The sequence below is a fragment of the Streptomyces antnestii genome (assembly GCF_004005495.1).
Taxonomy (GTDB): Bacteria; Actinomycetota; Actinomycetes; order Streptomycetales; family Streptomycetaceae; genus Streptomyces; species Streptomyces antnestii.
Genome location: NZ_RZYA01000002.1, coordinates 399866 through 420879 on the forward strand (window position 1 = coordinate 399866; position 21014 = coordinate 420879).

Here is a 21014-nt window from a genome sequence, read left to right on the forward strand (position 1 = left end):
CCTTGGATTCCTCGGATATTATTGGGCGGGTGCGGCTATTTCTATGCCGGTCTCCATTCGGCGCACAGAGTATTTGCGCACGCAGAGCATGCAGAAAAGGGGCCCGGTAGGCCCCTCATCATGCGTGATGCGCGTTTTACGCGGGATTTTCCCGCCCCTGGCGGGAGCCCCTGAGCGCCATGTCCGGCCCCGACGGCTCCGCCTCCGCGCGCGGGACGGCGCGGGGCAGCGGCTCGGCGGGCGGGGTGGGGCGGGGCGGCTTCGGGGTGCGTCCGCCGGCCAGCGTGGCCGTCGCGGCCGCTGCTACGAGGAGGACGATCAGGGGGACCCGGATCGCCGAGGTGAAGCCGTGCAGGGTGGCGGCCCGCTCGCTGCCGGGGAACGCGGCGGCCGCGCTCGCCGCCACCGTGTTGAAGACGGCGGAGCCGATGGAGCCGCCCATCTGCTGGGCGGAGTTGACCGTGGCCGAGGCGATGCCCGAGTCCTGGGGCGGCACGTCGGACGTGGCGGCCGTCATGATGGCCAGGAAGCTTCCGCCCATGCCGACGCTGAACGTGACAAGCGCGGGCACGACGTTCGCCGCGTACGTCGACTGCGGGTCCAGGAGCGTGAGCTGGAACAGGCCGCAGGCCGCGATGAACAGGCCCGCCGTCATCATCACGCGCGGGCCGAGCCTGGGCAGGAGACGCGTGCCGAGCTGGGTGGCCGTCGTCGTGGTGACGAGGCTGATCGGCAGGAAGCCCAGACCGCTGGCGAGGGCGGACCAGCCGAGCACGGTCTGCAGGTAGTAGGTGAGATACAGAGACACGGACAGCTGGCCCGCCATCAGCGCGCTGCCGGCGAGCAGCGCGGCGACGCGGCGCCGGTCGCGTACCAGGCGGGGCGGCAGCAGGGGGGCGGCCGCGCGGGTCTGCCACCAGGCGAACGCCGTCAGGAGGGCGACTCCGGCGAGCAGGGCGCCGAGTACCGCAGGCGTCGTCCAGCCGTGCGCCTCCGCCTGGCTGCACCCGAACACCAGCGTCGTCAGGCCCCCGCAGCCGAGGACGGCCCCGGCGATGTCGATGCGGCCGGTGAGGCGCTGCGTCCGGTCGCGCGGCGTCCAGAACGTGCCGAGGAGCGTGACGAGGGCGATCGGCACGTTCACCAGCAGGCACCAGCGCCAGCCGAACCACTGGGTGAGCAGTCCGCCGAGCACGACGCCGAGGGACGCGCCGGCTCCGCCGAGCGCTCCGAAGACGGCGATGGCCTTGCGGCGTTCGCGTGCGTCGGTGAAGGTCGTGGCCACCAGGGCGAGCGCCGAGGCGGCCAGCAGCGCGGCGAACGCCCCCTGCACGGCGCGGGCGGCGAACAGTGTCTGTGCGGTGGGCGCGGCCCCCGCCGCCGCCGAGGCGACCGCGAAGCCGAGCAGGCCCGCGGAGAACACACGCTTGCGTCCCGCGTGGTCGGCGATGCGCCCGGCGAGCAGGAGCAGCCCTCCGAAGGCGACGGTGTAGGAGGTCACCACCCAGGGGCGGTCGCCGTCGGCCATGGCAAGGTCCGACTGCATGGACGGCATGGCCACGTTCACGATGGTGCTGTCGAGCAAGATCATCAGCTGGGCCAGGCCGAGGACGCACAGCGCCCACCAGCGCCGGGGATCCGGAAGCTGCTCCTGAGGTGTTCGGGCGGGCGCGGGAGGGACTGGCATGCAATTTTTGTATACCAAAGTTCACCTCAACGTAAAGGTGAGGACCGAGGGGTGGACAGGGGGTTCTGAATGGCATACAGAACGCCTACCTTCGGTAGCGCGTCGCCGCGGAGGGGCTGTGCCCTCGTTCGCTGCCTACTTGCAAATTTGCCCAAGCAATGAATTCGGCGTGAGTGGCGAGGTCGCCAAGGGGATGTGCAAATTCCTATTCACCTATTGACCGCCCCCGGTGACCCCCGTAATCTCCCTTTCCGAAACAAGGAAGTGTTATTCCGCAATACGGAAAGCCGGGTGTGCCATGGCCGCCGTGCACGAAAAGCCATCCCTTGCCGCGGTCGACGCGGGCCCGCGGACGAGTCCCGCGCTGTACAGCAGGGACCTCGCCCCCACGAAGAAGGAAGGGCGCAAGTGGGGCGCCTACAGTGTGTTCACCCTCTGGGGTAACGACGTCCACAGCCTCGGCAACTACGCCTTCGCGATCGGCCTGTTCGCGCTCGGGATGAGCGTCTGGAGCATCCTCGCCGCCTTCGTGATCGCCTCGGTGCTGCTGTTCCTGCTTCTGACCCTCTCCGGGTACATGGGGAGCAAGACGGGTGTCCCGTTCCCCGTCATGAGCCGCATCTCCTTCGGTATCAAGGGCGCGCAGATCCCGGCCATCGTCCGCGGTGTCGTGGCCATCGCCTGGTTCGGCATCCAGACGTACCTCGCGTCGTCCGTGCTCGGCGCGCTCGCCAAGGTCCTCTTCCCCGGACTCCGCTCGCTCGACGAGAACTCGATCCTCGGACTGTCCACCCTCGGCTGGGCGACGTTCCTCACCCTCTGGGTCGTGCAGGTCGTCATCGTCAGCTACGGCATGGAACTCATCCGTAAGTACATGGAGTTCGCCGCCCCGACCATCCTGATCACGATGACCGCGCTCGCGATCTGGATGTTCGTCCGCGCCGGCGGCTCGATCGCCATGTCGACCGGGCACGCGCCGAGCGGCTTCGGCATGTGGCGTCAGATCTTCGAGAGCGCCGCCCTCTGGGTCGTCATCTACGGCACGTTCGTGCTCAACTTCTGCGACTTCACCCGCTCCGCGAAGAGCGACCGCGCCATCGTCCGCGGCAACCTCGTCGGCATCCCGGTGAACATGCTGTTCTTCGCCGTCATCGTGGTCGTGCTCAGCGGCGCCCAGTTCAAGCTGAACGGCGAGGTCATCACCGGACCCGAGGACATCGTCCGGTCGATCCCCAACACGTACCTCATGGCGGCGGCCTCGCTCGCGTTCATCACGCTGACCATCGCGGTGAACCTCATGGCGAACTTCGTGGCGCCCATCTACGCCCTCGTCAACCTCTTCCCGCGCACGCTCAACTTCCGCCGCGCGGGCATCGTGAGCGCCGTCATCGGCCTGGTCATCCTGCCGTGGAACCTCTACGACAACCCGACCGTCGTCAACTACTTCCTCGGTGGCCTGGGAGCACTCCTCGGCCCGATCTTCGGCGTCGTCATGGCCGACTACTGGCTGGTGCGCCGCACCCGGGTCAACGTGCCCGACCTCTACACCGAAGAGCGTGACGGCGAGTACTTCTACCAGCGCGGATTCCACCTGCGGGCCATCGGCGCGTTCGTGCCCGCCGCGGCCGTCGCCGTCGTCATCGCGCTTGTCCCCGCCTTCAAGTCCGTCTCCGGATTCTCCTGGTTCATCGGCGCGGCCCTCTCCGCCGCGATCTACCTGGTCGTGGCCGACCGCAAGAAGGCCACCCAGGACGTCGACGGCGAAGCGATCGCCGTAGCCGCCGGCTGACCGACCCGCGTCACCCCCGGCCCCGGCCGACCCCCAGCAAGGAAAAGCACACATGCGTATCCTCGTCGTCAACGTCAACACCACCGTCTCGATGACCGAGAGCATCGGCGCGCAGGCCCGCTCCGTGGCCTCTCCCGGAACCGAGATCGTGGCCCTCACCCCGCCGTTCGGTGCGGAGTCCGTGGAGGGGAACTACGAGAGCTACCTCGCGGCCATCGCCGTGATGGAAGCGGTCCGCACCTACCCGCACCCCTTCGACGCGGTCATCCAGGCCGGGTACGGCGAGCACGGCAGGGAGGGACTCCAGGAACTCCTGGACGTCCCGGTCGTCGACATCACGGAGGCCGCCGCCAGCACCGCCCAGTTCCTCGGCCACCGCTACTCCGTGGTCACCACCCTGGACCGGGCCGTGCCGCTCATCGAGGACCGGCTCAAGCTCGCGGGCCTCACGGACCGCTGCGCCTCGGTCCGCGCCAGCGGCATGTCCGTACTGGAACTGGAGAGCGACGAGGAAGCCGCCGTCGAGGCCATCGTCGAGCAGGCCGCGCAGGCCGTCGAGCACGACAAGGCCGAGGTCATCTGCCTGGGCTGCGGCGGCATGGCCGGCCTCACCGAGCAGGTCGTGAAGCGCACCGGCGTACCCGTGGTGGACGGGGTGGCGGCGGCCGTGACCATCGCCGAGTCCCTCGTCCGCCTCGGCCTCTCCACGTCGAAGGTCCGCACCTACGCGTCGCCGCGCCCCAAGAAGATCAGCAACTGGCCGCCGAACCTGACCGGGGCCGGCACGGACGGCGAGACCCAGGCCTAGGACTCACGGGCAGCGGCCGCCCTGCCCCGTCAGTGGGCAGGGCGGCCGCTGCCGCGCTCCGTCAGTGGGCAGGGCCCGCGTCGCCGCGCTCCGCTACCGGGCGTCGAGGTCGGCGGAGACGAGTGCCGCCAGCTCGTCGATGGCGGCGTCAGCGCCGTCGCCCTCGGCGGCGAGGGTCACGGAGTCGCCGTGCTTGACCGCGAGCGCGAGCACGGACAGCAGGCTTCGCGCGTCGACCGGGCTCTGCCCTTCGCGGGCCACCGTCACCTTGACCGGCTGCCTGGCGGCGGCCTGGACGAAGACGGAAGCCGGACGGGCGTGCAGACCGGCGGGCGAACCGATGACGACAGTGCGCTGAGGCATACCTTGCTCCTCTTGTCCGAGGGTCGCTGAACGGATGTGGTTTTGCATCCGTTCAATGACCGACTCTGTGGATTTACCAGGATGCTACGGCGATGATGCGGGGAAGTAAACAGATACGGGCATGAACGGAAGGGGTTCGGGCCCGAACGGGAATCGGCGCCGATCGTCCCGCGGGCACGACGGCCGACCGCCGTTTCCTCCGCCGTGACACGGGCGGTCTACGAGGTCGGGAGGCTGCCGCCCGATCGGGGAAGGGACCAGAGGTGCGACTGGTATCCGAGCGGCTGGTGAAGCTGCTGAACCGTGTGCCCGGCGGCAGCGTGCTCGTGAGACAGCTGCGCAACCCGGTCGTCGTACAGATGCTGCGGGCCACCGCCGCGGCGACGATCGCCTACGTCATCGCACTCCACCTCAGCCGCGAGCCGGCCCCGCTGACCGCGCCGCTCACGGCGCTCCTCGTCGTCCAGGTGACCCTGTACGCCACCGTGAAGATGAGCATCAGCCGCATCAACGCCGTGGTCGTCGGTGTGTTCATCGCCATCGGATTCAGCGCGCTGGTGGGGCTGAGCTGGTGGAGCCTGGCGCTGATCATCCTGGCCTCCCTCACCATCGGCCCGCTCGTACGCGCCAACGAGTTCGTGCCCGAGGTGGCGATCAGCGCGATGCTCGTACTGGGCGTCACCCAGGTCGCGTCGAGCGCCTGGGACCGCGTGCTTGAAACCCTCATCGGAGCCCTGACCGGCCTCGGCTTCAACCTCTTCTTCGCGCCGCCCCTGTGGGTGGACACGGCGGGCGACGCGCTGGAGGACCTCGCCCGGCGCATGCGCCGGCTGCTCCTCGACCTCGGCGACCAGCTCGACGCCGAGACGCCATGGCCGGTCGCCGCGGAACGGCTGCACGAGGCGCGCCGCCTCGACCAGGACATCGCGGAAGTGGACGGCTCCCTGCGTCAGGCCGAGGACAGCCTCCGGCTCAATCCGCGGGTGCGCGAGGGGAGACTGCACAGGGTGGTCCTGAGGACCGGTCTCGACACTCTCGAGATCTGCACCGTCGTGCTGCGCGTCATCGCCCGGACCCTGACGGACCTGGCCAAACAGCGCGAGGAGGAGTGGCTGCTCGAACCCGAGGTGTCGTTCGCGATGCGCGAACTGCTCGGCCATGTCGCGGACGCGATCGTCAGCTTCGCCGTCCTCGTCGCCACCGGCACCAGCGCGGAATCGGAGACGGCCGAGGACCGCCTGGTGAGCGACCTCGCGGCCGCCGGCACCCAGCGCGAACGGGTCGCGCAGCTGCTCCTCGACGCCGTCCAGGACAACCCACGTCAATGGCAGCTGCAGGGCGCCCTGCTCACCGAGATCGACCGCATCCTCGCCGAACTCGACACGGAGCACCGTTCGCAGCGCCTGATGGAGGAACTGGACCGCAACAGTCAGCAACTCCACGACCGCATCCCGGCGCTCGCCCGGGTGTGGAACTGGGCCCGCAAGCACAGGCCCCGCGCCCGCCGCAGCCGTTCATGACGGCGCGGTGACTCGGGCGGTGACTCCAGCCGTGGTGAGCTCTCAGGCGGACAGGTGGCGGATTTCGGCGTGGATCCGGTCGACGAGCGGTTGTGCCAGGTGACGGTGGCCGTGGTCGGTGAGGGCGGTGACGACCGATCCGCCGCCGTGGCGCATGAACGTGAGCGCGAGGGGGTGGCCCGGGCCGAGCGCAGGAAGGCCCGCCATCGCGGTGAGCCGCGCGGAGCCGAGGGTGAGTTCCCCCGCGTGTGTGGCCACGCTGCTGCACACCAGTGAGAAGTAGCGGGGCGAATCGACATAGCGGCTCGCCGCGTTGCCCAGGGCAGTCACTTTGCGCGGCCGTGACGAGACCACGGCGGCTTGGGCCCGCGCCCGCGCGCCGATCGCGCCGCGCCTGATGAAGGAGTCCACGGCGGCGAGCCGCAGCCGCCCGTCCCGCTGCGCGGGGAGCGGGATGCGGACCGTCGCGTAGTGATTGCCGAGCAGTTCTCTCTGCTCGTCGGTGCGTACGTCGACCGGCACCAGGGCGCACACTCCGGGCAGCCGCGGGAAGCGGCCGGTGAGCCCCAGGGTGCGCAGCGCTCCGGAAGTGGCGGCGAGGAAGACGGCGTTGGCGGAGGCCCGTTCACGGCCGGTGGCGCCGGAGACCGATGCGGCCCGAGCGGCGGCCAGTTCCTCACTCGGCACCCGGCGGAAGGCGATGACGCGGTGCGGGTCCACGGGACCGTGCAGGGGCAGCGGACGTGCCTTGGGCACCAAGTCGCCCAGGGTCCAGGCCAGTTGACGGAACCGTGAAGGTGGCTCCACGGGGGGCGGACCGGTCGGCGATCGGTGGGCGGGACCGGTCGGCGGCCGGTGGGCCGGAGTGGTTTCGTCGAGCAGGGCGCGGAGCACCGTCGCGATGGACCGGCCGTCCAGCAGGGCATGGTGTGCGCGGAGCAGGAGGACGAAGCCGCCCGTGGTGGGGATGAGGTGCAGCTGCCAGGGCGGGCGATCGGGATCGAGGGGCGCCGTGAACAGGGCCGCGATGTGCGCTTCGAGCCCGGTGGCGGGGACGTGCGGGCTCTCTGCGATGTGGCGGTCCGCCTCGAACCGTGGGCCGGTCGACCAGAGCGGCCAGCTGCCGGTGGCGTGAGCGGTCGTGGGGGAATGGGGAACGAGGCGCAGCCGTGCGTAGCGCGCGAGACGCTGCCGGGCCAGGGAGCGGAGCGTGGTCACCGTGGGTGGCGGGCCCTCGAACCAGGTGAGCAGCGCGCCGGTCATGTTGGAACCGCCGTAGACCTGTTGGCGATGCAGCCAGGCGTCCAGCGGGGGCATGGCCGAGAGGGTGGGCTCTGAGTCGTCGTACTCGGGCGACGTGGAGGGCGAAGGCGGTGCCGGTGATGGGGTGGCGAGAGGGGACGGAGTAGCGGACTGTGTCATGGGGGGTGTCCTCACGTTCATGACGTACGGCAGATGGGGGACGGGTGCGGCCGGCCTCCGGAGAAGCCCGGAGAAGCCCGGAGAAGCCCGGAGAAGCCCGGAGAAGCCCGGAGAAGTCCGGAGAGGCCGTCCTTGCGCCGGCAGTGCGATGATCGCCCGACCACCGCGCAGGGCGACCGTTTCGACGGGCTCAGGCCATCGCCGCGACCGCGCGGGCCACCGCGCCCGCCCCGTCCTCGCGGGCCAGCCGCGCCGCCGCCGCTGTGGCGTTGCGGGCCAGGTCACGATCTTGGACCGCCCGGGTGAGCGCGTCGGCCAGCCGTGGGGCGGTCAGCTCGGCGCAGGGAAGTGCTTCCGCGCTCACCCCGAGTTCCACGAGCCGGGCCGCCCACCAGGGCTGGTCGGTCATGACCGGGACCGGCACCGCCGGTACGCCCGCCCGCAGACCGGCCGCCGTGGTGCCCGCGCCCGCGTGGTGGACGACCGCGGCGGTCTGCGGCATCAGCCAGCCGTGCGGCAGTTGGCCGACCGTGATGACGTCGTCGTCGACCACCGAGAGACCGGCCCAGCCCGACTGGACCACACCGCGCAGCCCCGCGCGCCGCAGTGCCTGTGCCGCGATCTGCCCCAGCTGCTCGGGATCGCCGGGCATCATGCTCCCGAATCCGATGAGCACGGGGGGCGGACCGGCTGACAGGAAGTCCGTTACCAGAGACGGGGGTTGCCAGTTCGGGCACTCGTGCGGCCACCAGTAGCCGCCCACGTGCAGTCCGGGCCGCCAGTCCGCCGGGCGGGGAACGACCCAGGGGCTGTATCCGTGCCAGATCGGCCACTGGGAGCGTTCGCGCGCGCTGCGCAGCCGATGGCCGCCGCGGTGGCCGACGCCGAGGCGGTCGTGCGTGGCGCGGTGGGCCGTGCGGTAGAGGGTGTCGAAGAGCGCGTTCGTGGCGTGACCCCGTAGACGGTTGGTGCGGGCCGGGCCGCGCCAGGGCGTCGTACAGGGGGAGAACTCGCTTGTGGGGACGTCGGGTTGGAGGAAGACGCCCATGGTGGGGATGTGATGGTGGCGCGCGACGGCCGAACCGATGGGGGCGGCGATGGTCGACAGAAGGATGAGGTCGGCCTTGGGGTCCACCGCGTCGAGGACGTCGTCGACCAGCGACAGCATGGCCTGCCGGGTGTCCCGGGCGAGGGAGCGCAACGACCGCACCGCACGCACGGCGTCCGAAGGACGCGACGGCGACGGCGCCGGCGATAGGGACGGCGACGGCGGTGCGGAGGTGCCGGTGAGATGGCTGTGCGCGCCGATCAGCGCCTCGAAGGGGTCGGCCTGCAGCGGCTTCATGCGAAGCCCGCAGCACGCCACCATGGGGGCGAACTTGGCGTGGGTGACGACCTCGACGGCGTGGCCCTCGGCCAGAAGCCGGTGTGCGAGGCCGGTGTACGGGGCGACCGAGCCGGTCGTGCCCACCGTGATGACTTGGATCCGCATCGGGTCGGAGCTCTCCTGTCGGAATGTCGGACGGTTGTGCGGGGGACGGGATCCGCCCGGTTCTCAAGGTGTCGCGCAGAGCGGGGAGGTGCGCTCGACACCGCGGCAGTACGAAAGCTGCTCCAGCGGCTCGCCCATCAGGAAGTGCGTGATCAGATCGGCGAGTTCGACCGGCCGCTCCAGCGGAAGCATGTGGTCGGCGTCGGCCACCCGCGTGAACCAGCTGTCGGAGCACGTGGCGGCGAGGGCCCGGCACAGCTCCGGCGTCGTGAACGCGTCGTGCTCCCCGGTGGCGACCAGCACCGGCATGCCCGGGGGCCGGCTCGTGTCGAGCATCTCGTGCCGGAGCAGGCGCATCGTGTTGGAGAGGTGCTTCTCGACGTCCTCGTCGCTGAGGTTGAGCATGCGGCGCATCAGGAAACGGCGGACCCGCGTGCCGGCGGCCACGGAGTCGATCCGGTCGGCGTTGACCATGAACGCGACCGTCTCCTGGGCGAACTCCTCCATACGCCCCTCGACCAGCAGATCCAGGGTCCGGCGCATGGCGACCCGGGCGTGCCCGGGAATGGACGTCATCGTGCCCACCAGCACCATCTTCGCGACCAGTTCGGGCCGGCGCTGCGCGAGCCGGTAGGCGATCGCGGTGCCGTACGAGCCGCCCACGAGGTGCACGGAGGTCAGTCCCGCCTCGTCGATCATGTGCCCCAGGGCGTCCGCGAGGAAGTCCGCGCCGTGGCGGTCCGGCAGGACGTTTCCCGCACCCCAGCCCGGCAGGTCGACGGTGAAGACGTCCACGTGGGCGAGGAGCTCGCGCTCCAGGCGGCCCCAGCTCTCCTTGGTCTGGAACGCGCCGCCGACCAGGACGAGGGGCGCGATGCGCGGGGAGACGGCCGGCACCAGGCGTGACTCGCAGCGGTAGCCCTCCCACTCATGACGGGACACGACGGCCGACCGGGCACGGGTGTTCGGGATGGCCGGCGCGGGGGGCATCAGAGACACGGGACGTCGACCCCTTCCGCATGAACTGCCGTACCGCACCACGCTGTCGATTCGGTCGAGGTCCTGACATAAACGTACATTGGCATGCCATCACGGTAGCGCTCGAATGGAACATTAGGTTCCATTCGCTGGAAATTGGCCGAGCCGCGAAAGGTTGCCTGCTCGGCGGGCGTGGCGCGGGTCGATAACGCCCGTATGCCACCGGAGAGTTGATCTCCCGTGACCGGTCCGCTGATCGATTCGGTGGCCGATCCCATGACCGAACGGGTACGGGAACGGGTGTTCCGGTCGGCTGTCCTGACCGACCGGAACACCCGTGACGCCGTACCAACAGCCGCCTCTACAAGGAGAGTTCGGCAGGCTCGTCGAGGCGCGTCAGCTTGCGCGGGTTCGCCATCGCGTAGATCCGCGTGACCCGCCCGTTCTCCACCACGAGGCTCACCGTGGCCAGCCGGCCGTCGCCCTCGATCCGGCCCGCCGGCGCACCGTTCAGCCACACGGCGGACACCACGCGGCCCGGCCGGGCGAGCATCCTGGCCACGGCCTCCGCCCCGTGGACCGGCGCCTGGGCGGCGGCCGCGTGCCCGCCGCCGTCGGCGATCAGGACGACGTCGGGCGCCAGCACGTCCAGCAGTTCCTGCAACCGCCCCGTGCGCAGCGCGCCCAGGAACCGCTCCACCACGGCCTGTTGCTCCGGCCCGCTCACCGGCACGCGCGGCCGACGTGCGGCCACGTGTTCGCGTGCGCGACGCGCGATCTGCCGTACCGAGGCCGCGGACTTCCCCGTGGCCTCGGCGATCTCCCCGTACGGCAGGTCGAAGACCTCGCGGAGGACGAACACCGCGCGTTCCGCCGGTCCGAGTGTCTCCAGCACGGTCAGCATCGCGATCGAGACGCTCTCGGCGAGTTCGACGTCCTCGGCGACATCGGGGCTCGTCAGCAGAGGCTCCGGCAGCCACTCGCCCACGTAGTCCTCGCGGCGCCGGGACAGCGTGCGCAGCCGGTTGAGCGCCTGCCGCGTGACCACGCGCACGAGGTACGCCCGCGGGTCACCCACCCGGGACCGGTCGGCGCCGGCCCACCGCAGCCAGGACTCCTGCACGACGTCCTCCGCGTCGGCCGCCGACCCGAGCATCTCGTACGCGACCGTGAACAGCAGGCTGCGATGGGCGACGAACGGGTCCTCGGTCATGCCGTCGCGGCCGCGTCGGACGGCGTGGGGCGCGGGGCCAGCGGAATCTCGCAGGCGGCGGAGAAGCCCTGCGACGTGACCCCGTTCGCCACGTTGGCCCGGGTGGCCAGATTGACGTAGGCGATGAACGCGGTGAGTTCGACCATGGCCGCGGGGCCGAGCCGGTCGAGCAGGCCCGCGTACAGCTCGTCGGTGACGGTGGGTGGTGTGTTCGTCATTGCCTCTGCATACTCCAGCACGTCCCGCTCCAGCGCGTCGAACACGTCCGACTCACGCCAGCGCGGCACCTGGCTCGCCTTGGTCAGGTCCAGGTTCTCGTTCTGCGCCTGGAAGTACCCGACGTCGAGGCACCAACTGCAGCCGACCTGCGCCGCGACGGCCATGTGCGCGAACGACTTGAGGCTCGCGTCCGCCCCGTTCCACGCGCCGATCCTGGCGCCGAACTCCAGGCTGTCCTGGGTGACCTGCGGGCTGTGCCACAGCACTTCGACGTTCTCGGGCACGGCGCCCAGTTGCTTGATCATGTTCTCCGCGAGCTCGCTGGGGAGCTCGGCCTTCGGGATACGAAGTGCCATGGTCTCCTGTCCTCCTCGGACGTCCGCCTGGGTGGCTGTCAGGCATGAAGACACCGGCGGTCGCGCGAATGTGACAGCCCGGGGGACACCGGCTTTGATCGGCCAGTTCTTCGGCGCAGACCCCGGCCTTCAGGCCGGGGATAGCCGATCCTCGCAGCGGAGCCGCGGAGTTCGCTGCGTTGTCAGTGGCGGGCACTATGTTGATCACATCAGTTGGGGGGGTGTTTTCATGCTGTCGGGCCGCAGGTATCGGCTTGAGTTGACGTCCGAACAGGCGGAGATGTGCGAGGAGTTCGGCAACGTCTGTCGGTCGGTGTGGAACACCGGCCTTCACCAGCGCCGGGAGTACCGGCGGCGCGGGGCGTGGATGAACTACGTGCCCCAGGCCGCCGAGCTGGCCGACGCGAAGAAAGAACACGCCTGGTTGAAGGCCGCGCCGTCGCACGTGTTGCAGCAGACCCTGCGGGATCTCGACAAGGCGTGCCGGGATCATGGCACGTTCAAGGTGCGGTGGAGGTCGAAGGTGCGTTGGTCGCCTTCGTTCCGGTTTCCCGACGCCAAGCAGATCAGCGTGGAGCGCTTGGGCCGGAAGTGGGGCCGGGCGAAGCTGCCGAAGGTGGGTTGGGTCCGCTTCCGCTGGTCCCGTCCCCTGGGCGGTGAGATCCGGTCCGCGACCGTGTCGAAGAAGTCCGGGCACTGGTTTGTGTCGTTCCTCGTGGACGACCAGGCCGTCACACCCGAGCGGCATGCGATGCCCGGCACAGCGGTCGGGATCGACCGGGGCGTCAAGACCGCGGCGGTCACCTCGGACGGCGACTTCCACGACCGGGAGTTCATCACCGCAGGTGAGGCTGGACGGTACCGGCGGCTTCAGCAGCAGTTCGCCCGCGCCAAGAAGGGCAGCGCCAACCGGTCCAAGACCCGGGCGGCGATGAACCGGATCATGGGCCGGGTCACGGACCGGCGTGCGGATTTCTGTGCGCAGACCGCTTCCCGGATCGTCGCGAAAAACGCTCTGGTGGTGCTGGAAGACCTGCGGATCAAGAACATGTCCGCGTCCGCCTCGGGCACGATCGAGGCGCCGGGTTCCCGCGTCGCTCAGAAACGGGGCCTGAACAGGGCCATCCTCGACAAGGGATGGCACCGCCTCGAACTCGCCCTCGTGGGCGCCGCCCGGTACACGGGCACGACCGTGGTGAAGGTCAATGCCGCGTACACGTCGCAAAGGTGTTCCGCCTGCGGCTTCGCCTGCGAAGAAAACCGAGAGAGCCAATCGGTCTTCGTGTGCAAGGCCGAAGGCTGCGGATACACCGCACACGCCGACGTGAACGCGGCCGTCAACATCAAACACGCGGGCGGGCAGCCCGTGTCAGCCTGTGGAGACCTCGGCGCCAGCCGGTCTGCGAAGCAGGAACCCGTAAGCCGGGCGACCGGCCGAACCCCCTCATAGGGGATTCCCCCTCCCTTCAGGAGGGGGAGGAAGTCAACGAGCCCTCACCCGTGTGATCGCATGTGCTGATGCAATCGAACGAACCCGCCGCAGACCTCACGGCAGAACCCGCCGCAGATCCCGCCGCAGACCTCACGGCAGAACCCGCCGCGCGAATACGGGGGACGCGCCCCCGTGTCATCGCTCGCCGGACCGCGAAGACGGTCCTCGGCCTGGGCGTCGCGCTCGCCTTCCTGGCCGTCGGCGACCGCTGGGCCGTGCTCTACGCCGAGAACCTGGCCGCGAGCCAGGTGCGGGACGCGCTGCACCTGCGTGCCGAGCCCGAGGTGCACATCGACAGCTTCCCGTTCGTCGGGCAGCTCGCCACCGGCGACCTCGACCACGTCGAGGTCAACGTCCCCGACATCTCCGCCGGGCCCGTCTCCGTCGCACAGGTGAAGGCGACGGTCGACGACATCCGGATCGTCGGCAGCCTCCCCTCGTCGGTCAAGGGCGCCGTCCTGGGCCGGGTACGAGGCGACGTCTTCCTCGACTTCGACGACCTGAACCGTGAAGTCGGCGCCTCGCAGGTCCACTTGGCCCCTGGCCGGCAGAAGAACACGGTGGTGGCCCACGGAGACGTGCCCGTGGCGGGTACTCAGGTACAGGTCCGGGCGCGCGGGCAGGTCCGCCGTACCGGTGACCGGGGTGTGGCACTGACCGTGTCCGGCACCCGCCTCGTCGTGCCCGGCCTCCTCACCTACACCCCGGGCAAGGGCGGCGGACTCCAACTGGCCGCGCCCGCCGCCGGCAAGGTGGACGCGGGAGACTTCGAGGAGACGACCGGGCAGCGACTGGTCCCGGGCCGGATGATGAAGGGCCCAGTGCTGGACACACTGATCGAGCACCCCGCGCTGCTGAAGCCCGCGGGCATCGATCCGACGCTGCTCAAGGGCCTCCGCAAGACGCAGGAGCCCAAGGTCGCCGAGGCCATGGAGTTCTCGGCCCGGCTCCCGGACGACATGCCGGGCGACCTGGGCCTGCGTGACATCTCCGTGCGGAAGGACGGCATCGCGGTGAAGCTGACCGGCACCTCGGTACCCGTGGGCTAGCGCCGATTTCGGCGACGGTCCTCCGGTGGACCACCCCGGCGCGTACGGGCGGTCGCGGGGGAGATGTCTCATCCGCCGATGAGTTCCTTGACGGCCTTGAGGGTCTGGCCCGGGGCGTCCTCCGTCGCCATGTGGCGCGCGGCATCCGCGGCGGCGCGGGTGTACGTCTGCCGTTTCACGACCAGGTCGAGCGCGTCGGCGAGCCGTTCGGCGGTGAGGGACGAGAAGGGGATCGGGGCGGGGGCGGCCCCGACGGCGGCGAGCCGCCCCGCCCAGAACGGCTGGTCCGCCGTCACCGGCACGGTGACCGCCGGAACGCCCGCGCGCAGGGCCGCGGCCGCCGTACCGGCCCCCGCGTGATGGACCACCGCGGCCAGCCGGGGGAACAGCTGGGCGTGCGGCACCTCTCCGACGGTCAGCATGTCGTCGGCCTCGTACGCGAGTCCCGCCCTGCCGGCCTGGAGGATGCCGCGCAGCCCGGCGCGCCGCAGGGCCCGCACGGCGATGTCGCTCAGGCGTTCCCCCTCACCGGCCGCCATGCTCCCGAAGCCGACGAAGACCGGCCGGGCTCCGGCGCGGAGGAAGTCCTCGATCTCCGTGGGGAGTTGTGAGGTCAGGTCGTGGTGGGGCCACCAGTTGCCCACGACTTTCAGGCCGGACCGCCAGTCGGCGGGGCGGGGCACCAGCGCGGTGCTGAAGCCGTGCAGGACGGGCCAGTTCGCCTGTTCCTGCCGGCGGCGCGTCTCGGTGGGCGTGGCCGGGGGCAGTTGGAGGCGGCGGCGAAGTGCGGGGACAGCCTGCTCGTAGACGCGGTCGGCCATGCGGAGGGCGAAGCGTCCGGTGGCGTGGTTGGCGAAGCGGCCCAGGGAGCGGGCGCCGGTGACGGCGGGCGGGAAATCGCCCGTCGGCGTGGTGGGCTGGAGGTACACGCCGAGGGTCGGTGTGCCGGTGGCCTCGGCGAGGTGCCAGCCGAGCGGGGCCGTGGTGGTCGACAGCAGGAGCAGATCCGTGCCGCCGTCCATCGCGTCGGCGAACCCCTCGCCCAGTTCGGTGATGAACCCCGCGGCGGCGCGCATCAGCTCACGCTTGCCCCGAACGCCGGCCGGCGCGTGTGTGTCGGCGGGCAGCCGGCGGAATCCGAGACCGGCGGCGCGCACGAGGGGCGCGTAGGCGTCGGTGGTGGCCAGGGACACGTCGTACCCGGCGCGGCGCAGCTCCGCGCCGAGGCCCGTGTACGGCGCGACGTCCCCGCGCGAACCGGCCGTGGCGATCATGATTCTCATCGGTCTTCCTCGCAGGTGGTGGTCGGGGACTGCGTGCGGCGGGACGCGTTGGCGTGGATCGCTTCGCGCAGGTACGCGTCGAGGCCCGGGCGTTGCTCCGGCGCCGGTACGGCGAGGGCGAAGGCGCGCGGATCGGCCGCGAAGTCGTCCGCGATGCGCCGGTGCATGTCGGGCGGGCAGGCGGTGAACCAGCGTGTGAGGTGCAGGCGGTGCTCCTCCGCGATGTCCATGGCTCGGTCGCCGTCGCCGGGCACGCCGTCGTCGAAGGCGGCGAGCAGTTCCGCCCGCCAGGCGGCGGCCTCGCCCATGAGCTGCCGCCAGTCCTCCTTGCTGTGGGCCGCGGCACGGGCCATCGACTCCTGGTGCCCCGGCGAGTCCTCCCATTTCAGCTGGGCCTCGGTGGCGTAGCTGAGGTCGAAGGTGACGGGGCCGAAGACCTCGGAGCGTTCCTCCGGGGTCAGCTCCACACCGGTCCGCTGCACCTCGATGGCCCGCTCCGTCACCTCGGCGAGCCGCTGCAGCCTGGCGATCTGGTCCCTCAACTGGCCATGCCGAGCGCGGAGTTGGTCCAGCGCGTTGGCCTGGGGGTCCGTGAGGATGGCTGCGGTCTCGTCGAGGGAGAAGCCGAGTTCGCGGTAGAAGAGGATCTGCTGAAGGCGCGCGAGGTCCGCGTCGCCGTAGAGCCGGTACCCCGCATGACTGCGCTCGCCGGGTGACAGCAGGCCCGTCCGGTCGTAGTGGTGCAGGGTACGCACCGTGACCCCGGCAAGAGCCGAGACCTGCCCCACGGAGTAACTCACGCGCCTGTCCTTTCGTCCGCTCACAGCTTCAAGCCTGACGTAAGGGGAGGGTCAACCCGCTCCCACTCTCGGCCCCGCTCCCGGTCGGGGCCGCCGGCCGGTGGATACCGGGGGCGGCGTCGCATACCGTGAGTGGAGCGATCTTCGAGCACTGGAGTGCCATGACTGATCCGTCCGCCACCGGCCGCCTCACGCGGGACCTGGTCTCACGGGTGAAGCTCACCGACCTGGAGGCCTGCTACCAGGATCTGCACCGCCACCCCGAACTCGCCTTCCAGGAGCACCGCACGGCAGGTCTGCTCGCCGACCGCCTGGAGAGCGCCGGATTCACGGTGACGCGAGGCGTCGCCCGTACCGGTGTGGTGGGTGTCCTCGCGAACGGGGACGGTCCGGTGGTGTGGCTGCGCGGAGACATGGACGCGCTGCCGGTCCAGGAGGCCACGGGCCTGGCGTACGCGTCCACGGTCGACGGTGTGATGCATGCCTGCGGCCACGATCTGCACGTCACCTGGCTGGTGGGCGCGGCGGAACTGCTCGCCGACGCCCGCGACACGTGGTCGGGCACGCTCGTGGTGATCGGCCAGCCCGCCGAGGAGGGTTCCGGCGGAGCCGCGGCGATGGTCGCCGACGGACTGCACCGGCTGGCGCCGCGCCCCGACGCCGTCTTCGGCCAGCACGTCGCCCCCGGACCGGCGGGCCTCTACCCGCACACACCCGGGCTGATCATGTCGGCCGCCGACGACATCCACGTCACCGTTCCCGGCGTCGGTGGCCACGGCTCACGTCCGGAGTCCACCGTCGACCCGGTCGTCGCGGCCGCGTACATCGTGACCCGGCTGCAGACCGTCGTCTCCCGGGAAGTGTCCGCAGCCGACTCCGCCGTGCTGACGGTCGGCCAGTTCAACGCCGGTCTGCGCCCCAACATCATCCCGGCCGAGGCGCGGCTCGGGCTCAATCTGCGCACGCAGAAAGCGCACGTGCGGGAGCGGATCCTGGCCGCCGTCCGGCGGATCGTCGAGGCGGAGTGCCAGGCCGCGGGGTGCCCGGCGCCGCCCACGATCACGACCGGCGGCAGCTACCCGGCCACCGTCAACGACGCCGCCCTCGACCAGGAGATCGCGGCGGTGCACCGCGAACTGTTCGGCCACGACACGGTGTTCGACTTTGGCCCGGCCATGGGGAGCGAGGACTTCTCCCTCCTCGTCCCCGCTGGGGTGCCGTACGACTTCTGGTTCGTGACGTCGACACCGCAGGACGTGTGGCAGGCCGCGCCGGGCGACGATCTCGCACAGAAGCTCGACGCCGTGCCGGGCAACCACAGTCCCCTCTTCGCCCCCGACCTGTCCGTGCTCGGCCCCGGTGTCCAGACGCTGGTGTCGGCGGCCCTCAGCCGACTGGCCGCCTGACCCGGGGCCGCCCCCGTCACCCGTTCCTGAGCCGGTGTCAGGTGCGTCCCGGTCCGAGTGACGCGAGGAAGTCGTCGAGCATGGCGGCCTGTACGCCCTCGGGGAAACGGCCGGGATCGAAGAGCGCCTGGACGACGAGCCCGTGGGTGAACGCCACGGCGGTGGCGGCGAGTTGTTCCGGGTCGGCGGTGGTGGGCAGCTCGCCCAGGGCGCGCGCGGCTTCGAGGTGCGGGCGGATCGTCGCGCGCAGCCGGGTGTACCGGTCGGCCTGGCCGGTGGCGAGCCCTTCGTCGGCGAGCGCCAGGTCCCAGGAGCTGACCCAGATGCGGTTGCGGGCGGTGTCGTCGCCGGTCAGCGGCAGGATGTCGAGCAGCATGGCCCGCACGGAGGCGAGGCCCTCGGCGGGACGCTCGCGGCGCGGACGTTCCGCGGTGCGCTTCTCCAGCAGGTCCAGGGCATGCGCGATGAGGGCCCGCTTGGTCGGGAAGTAGTGCATGAGCATCCCCGTGGAGACGTTCATCGCGGTGGCGACGGAGCGCAGGGTCAGTCCGCCGAACCCCTTGTCGGCGAGCACGCGCCACACCGCCTCGGACACGTCTTTCCGGCGGGCTTCACGATCTCCAGGTGCGGGGGGCATGCGGCATCTCCAGGTACGGGGGCGTGGTGCTACCTTACGTACCGAACGCATGTTACGTACCTGGAACGAGGTGTCCGTGTTCACCCTGACGCTCGGCGACGACGCGCAACTCCGCCCCCTGGAGCCCTGGCACGCACAGGAGTTCCTCGCCCACATCGACCGCGCCCGCCCTTACGTCGACCCGTGGATACCCTGGGCCTCCTTCAGCACCGACCTCACCTCCGCCACCGCGGTGCTCCAGCGCTACGCCGACCGCCAGGCCTCGGACACCGGACGGATCTACGGGATCTGGCTGGACGGCACGCTCGTGGGCGGCGTCATGTTCACCACCTTCGACGTGGACGCCGGGGTGTGCGAGGTCGGCTGCTGGCTGGAGGAGGCGGGGGCGGGCCGGGGCCTGGTGACCCGGGCGGGCCGCGTCCTGATCGACTGGGCGTTCAAGGTGCGGGGGATGAGCCGCGTCGAGTGGTGGGCCGCGTCGGGCAACACCCGCAGCATCCAGGCCGCGCGCCGCCTCGGCATGACCCGCGACGGAGTGCTGCGCCGGCGTATCGACTACCGCGGCGAGCGGCGCGACTGCGAGATCTGGTCGGTCCTCGCGGAGGAATGGCCCCCGGCCGACGAGCGTGTGGGCGAGCGGCCCTCGTCCGGCAAGCACGTGGCCCGACCCGCCGCCCAGGCACCCGCCGCCGAGACACCCGCCCGCGCCGACGACAAGGCCGAACTCGACGAGCTGGTACGGCGTTTCTTCGGCGCGTTCACCAACACCGGCGGCACCCGGCCGGACGTCGCGGCCATCCGGGAGGTGTTCATCCCGCAGGGCCTGATCACCGCGAACTCCGGGGGTGACCCCGTCGTCTATGACCTCGACGGGTTCGTCGAGCCCCGCGAGAAGATGCTCACCGACGGCACCCTGACCGAGTTCTCCGAGTGGGAGGTCTCCGAACGGACCGAGATTTTCCATGCGATCGCCCACCGGCGGAGCGAGTACCGCAAGTCCGGCTACCTCAAGGGCGAATGGTTCGAGGGCTCCGGCCGCAAGACCACACAGTTCGTCCGGACGTCGGCGGGCTGGCGCATGAGCGCGGTGTCCTGGGAGGACGACGAGTAGGACTCGGACTCCGGACGAGCAGACGCTCCGACCCCGGCCGATGACCTGCCGGGGCGCGTCGACATAATGATCACGTGACTCCTCTCCAGCACCCCAATTCCCCTGCTCCAGAACGTGTTTCGGTCGTCGTGGTGGGCGCCGGACCCGCCGGGCTCACGGTCGGGAACATCCTGAGACGCGCCGGGGTCGACTGCGTGGTCCTGGAGACGGAGACACGCGAGTTCATCCAGGGGCGGCAGCGGGCCGGAGTCATCGAGGAGTGGGCGGTGCGGGCCCTCCAGGAGCGCGGCCTCGCCGGGAACCTGCTGAGCAGGGCGGAGCGGCACACCGCCTGTGAATTCCGGTTCGAAGGACGCCGACAACGCTTCTCCTACGGTGAACTGACGGGGCGGCACCACTTCATCTACCCCCAGCCCATGCTCGTCACGGACCTGCTGCGCGAGTACACCGACGTGCGCGGCGGCACGGTCAGGTTCGATGTGCGGGACGTGCGGGTGCACGACGTGGACACGGACCGGCCGTCGGTCTCGTACCTCTGCCCCCGGTCCGGACGCCGGGAGGTCGTGCACTGCGACTTCATCGCCGGGTGTGACGGGGCGCGCGGGGTGACCCGGAAGGCGCTCGCCGCGGGCCGGACAGCCCGGCACGACTACGGCATCGGCTGGCTGTCCCTGCTGGCCGAGGCGCCGCCCTCCTCCGACTGCGTGCTCTTCGGTATCCATCAGGACGGATTCGCGGGACAGATGCCCCGCAGCCCCGAGGTGACCCGGTACTACCTCCAGTGCCCGCCCGGCGACGACCCGGAGAACTGGCCGCACGACCGCGTATGGGCGGAGCTGCGCCGACGGCTCGCCGCCGACGGCGCCCCGGAACCGGTCGAGGGTCGCCTGATCGAGAAGCGCGTGCTCGACATGCACGACTACGTCGTCGAGCCGATGGCGTCCGGGCGCCTCTTCCTGGCCGGCGACGCGGCCCACCTCGTCGCACCCATCGCGGCGAAGGGCATGAACCTCGCTCTGCACGACGCGTTCCTGCTCGGCGACGCGCTGGTGGCCCGGCTCCAGAGGGAAGACGGTGACGACAGCGCTCTGGCGGGCTACTCGGAGGCCTGTCTGCGACGGGTGTGGGACTACCAGGAGTTCTCGCAGTGGCTGTCCGAGGTGTATCACGGGCCCGCCGCGGGGGAGCCGTTCCGCACGGGCACCGCACTCGCCCGGCTGCGCCGCCTGTTCGCCTCTCCGGTCGCGGCGGCGGCCTTCGCCGAGCAGTACCTCGGCACGGCCGAACGCTACTGACGCCGGGTCGACCCAGGGCGAACGGCCACACACCGGTGCGCGCGCAATGATCTGCCGTGCCTGCGCAACGAATGAGCGTTAACAGGGCGGCGCC

18 protein-coding genes are annotated in these 21014 nt (G+C 70.8%); 8 read left to right on the forward strand and 10 right to left on the reverse strand.

From position 1 onward, the window contains the following. Positions 1–136: 136 nt before the first annotated feature. The gene (locus tag EOT10_RS06555) at positions 137–1687 is read right to left on the reverse strand and encodes an MFS transporter (RefSeq protein ID WP_127827088.1); all 1551 of its coding nucleotides are present in this window, start codon (positions 1685–1687) and stop codon (positions 137–139) included. A gap of 298 nt (positions 1688–1985) precedes the next feature. On the opposite strand from EOT10_RS06555, the gene EOT10_RS06560 reads away from it, so the two are divergent. Together EOT10_RS06560 and EOT10_RS06565 are read left to right on the forward strand one after the other, a co-directional pair. Next, positions 1986–3476 carry an NCS1 family nucleobase:cation symporter-1 gene (locus tag EOT10_RS06560; protein ID WP_127827089.1) on the forward strand — a complete coding sequence of 497 codons (1491 nt, stop codon included), beginning with the start codon at positions 1986–1988 and terminating at the stop codon, positions 3474–3476. A gap of 52 nt (positions 3477–3528) precedes the next feature. Beyond that, positions 3529–4284 carry an aspartate/glutamate racemase family protein gene (locus EOT10_RS06565; protein ID WP_127827090.1) on the forward strand — a complete coding sequence of 252 codons (756 nt, stop codon included), beginning with the start codon at positions 3529–3531 and terminating at the stop codon, positions 4282–4284. Between the two features lie 93 nt (positions 4285–4377). Here EOT10_RS06565 and EOT10_RS06570 read toward each other — a convergent pair whose 3' ends face one another. After that, positions 4378–4647 (reverse strand): HPr family phosphocarrier protein, encoded by a 270-nt coding sequence (locus tag EOT10_RS06570; RefSeq protein ID WP_127827091.1) that lies wholly within the window; start codon positions 4645–4647, stop codon positions 4378–4380. 263 nt (positions 4648–4910) lie between these two features. Here EOT10_RS06570 and EOT10_RS06575 point away from each other — a divergent pair, with 263 nt between their 5' ends. After that, the gene (locus EOT10_RS06575; RefSeq protein ID WP_431313260.1) at positions 4911–6167 is read left to right on the forward strand and encodes an FUSC family protein; all 1257 of its coding nucleotides are present in this window, start codon (positions 4911–4913) and stop codon (positions 6165–6167) included. Between the two features lie 42 nt (positions 6168–6209). On the opposite strand, the gene EOT10_RS06580 is transcribed toward EOT10_RS06575, so the two are convergent. The 5 genes from EOT10_RS06580 to EOT10_RS06600 form a co-directional block, all read right to left on the reverse strand. After that, positions 6210–7484 (reverse strand): wax ester/triacylglycerol synthase domain-containing protein, encoded by a 1275-nt coding sequence (locus EOT10_RS06580; RefSeq protein WP_189491267.1) that lies wholly within the window; start codon positions 7482–7484, stop codon positions 6210–6212. Positions 7485–7779: 295 nt separating this feature from the next. Then, positions 7780–9081: a glycosyltransferase gene (locus EOT10_RS06585; RefSeq protein ID WP_127827093.1), complete on the reverse strand. Its 1302-nt coding sequence runs from the start codon at positions 9079–9081 to the stop codon at positions 7780–7782. 63 nt (positions 9082–9144) lie between these two features. Continuing rightward, complete coding sequence (locus EOT10_RS06590; protein WP_223280875.1) at positions 9145–10071, reverse strand: alpha/beta fold hydrolase; 927 nt, start codon at positions 10069–10071, stop codon at positions 9145–9147. 349 nt (positions 10072–10420) lie between these two features. Further along, positions 10421–11272: an RNA polymerase sigma-70 factor gene (locus tag EOT10_RS06595; protein ID WP_127827095.1), complete on the reverse strand. Its 852-nt coding sequence runs from the start codon at positions 11270–11272 to the stop codon at positions 10421–10423. Further along, entirely contained in the window at positions 11269–11847 is a 579-nt protein-coding gene (locus EOT10_RS06600; protein WP_127827096.1) for a carboxymuconolactone decarboxylase family protein, read from the reverse strand. Before EOT10_RS06600 ends, EOT10_RS06595 begins: the two co-directional genes overlap by 4 nt. Positions 11848–11941: 94 nt before the next feature. Between EOT10_RS06600 and EOT10_RS06605 the strand changes: the two genes are divergently transcribed. Together EOT10_RS06605 and EOT10_RS06610 are read left to right on the forward strand one after the other, a co-directional pair. Then, positions 11942–13297: an RNA-guided endonuclease InsQ/TnpB family protein gene (locus tag EOT10_RS06605; protein ID WP_223280835.1), complete on the forward strand. Its 1356-nt coding sequence runs from the start codon at positions 11942–11944 to the stop codon at positions 13295–13297. A gap of 68 nt (positions 13298–13365) precedes the next feature. Then, positions 13366–14388, forward strand: coding sequence for an LmeA family phospholipid-binding protein (locus tag EOT10_RS06610; protein ID WP_127827097.1), 1023 nt, complete (start codon positions 13366–13368; stop codon positions 14386–14388). 68 nt (positions 14389–14456) lie between these two features. Here the strand turns inward: EOT10_RS06610 and EOT10_RS06615 are convergent, their stop codons facing one another. Both EOT10_RS06615 and EOT10_RS06620 read right to left on the reverse strand, forming a co-directional pair. Beyond that, positions 14457–15671 carry a glycosyltransferase gene (locus EOT10_RS06615; protein WP_127827098.1) on the reverse strand — a complete coding sequence of 405 codons (1215 nt, stop codon included), beginning with the start codon at positions 15669–15671 and terminating at the stop codon, positions 14457–14459. Beyond that, positions 15668–16471 (reverse strand): MerR family transcriptional regulator, encoded by an 804-nt coding sequence (locus EOT10_RS06620; RefSeq protein WP_127827099.1) that lies wholly within the window; start codon positions 16469–16471, stop codon positions 15668–15670. The genes EOT10_RS06615 and EOT10_RS06620 overlap by 4 nt, the downstream gene beginning before the upstream one ends. 161 nt (positions 16472–16632) lie before the next feature. Between EOT10_RS06620 and EOT10_RS06625 the strand changes: the two genes are divergently transcribed. Then, positions 16633–17877 (forward strand): amidohydrolase, encoded by a 1245-nt coding sequence (locus EOT10_RS06625; RefSeq protein ID WP_127827100.1) that lies wholly within the window; start codon positions 16633–16635, stop codon positions 17875–17877. Positions 17878–17914: 37 nt separating this feature from the next. Here EOT10_RS06625 and EOT10_RS06630 read toward each other — a convergent pair whose 3' ends face one another. Then, complete coding sequence (locus tag EOT10_RS06630; protein ID WP_127827101.1) at positions 17915–18514, reverse strand: TetR/AcrR family transcriptional regulator; 600 nt, start codon at positions 18512–18514, stop codon at positions 17915–17917. Between the two features lie 76 nt (positions 18515–18590). Between EOT10_RS06630 and EOT10_RS06635 the strand changes: the two genes are divergently transcribed. Together EOT10_RS06635 and EOT10_RS06640 are read left to right on the forward strand one after the other, a co-directional pair. Beyond that, positions 18591–19625, forward strand: a complete 1035-nt coding sequence (locus EOT10_RS06635; protein WP_127827347.1) for a GNAT family N-acetyltransferase — start codon at positions 18591–18593, stop codon at positions 19623–19625. Positions 19626–19699: 74 nt separating this feature from the next. Next, positions 19700–20920, forward strand: coding sequence for a 4-hydroxybenzoate 3-monooxygenase (locus EOT10_RS06640; protein ID WP_127827102.1), 1221 nt, complete (start codon positions 19700–19702; stop codon positions 20918–20920). Positions 20921–21014: the final 94 nt, after the last annotated feature.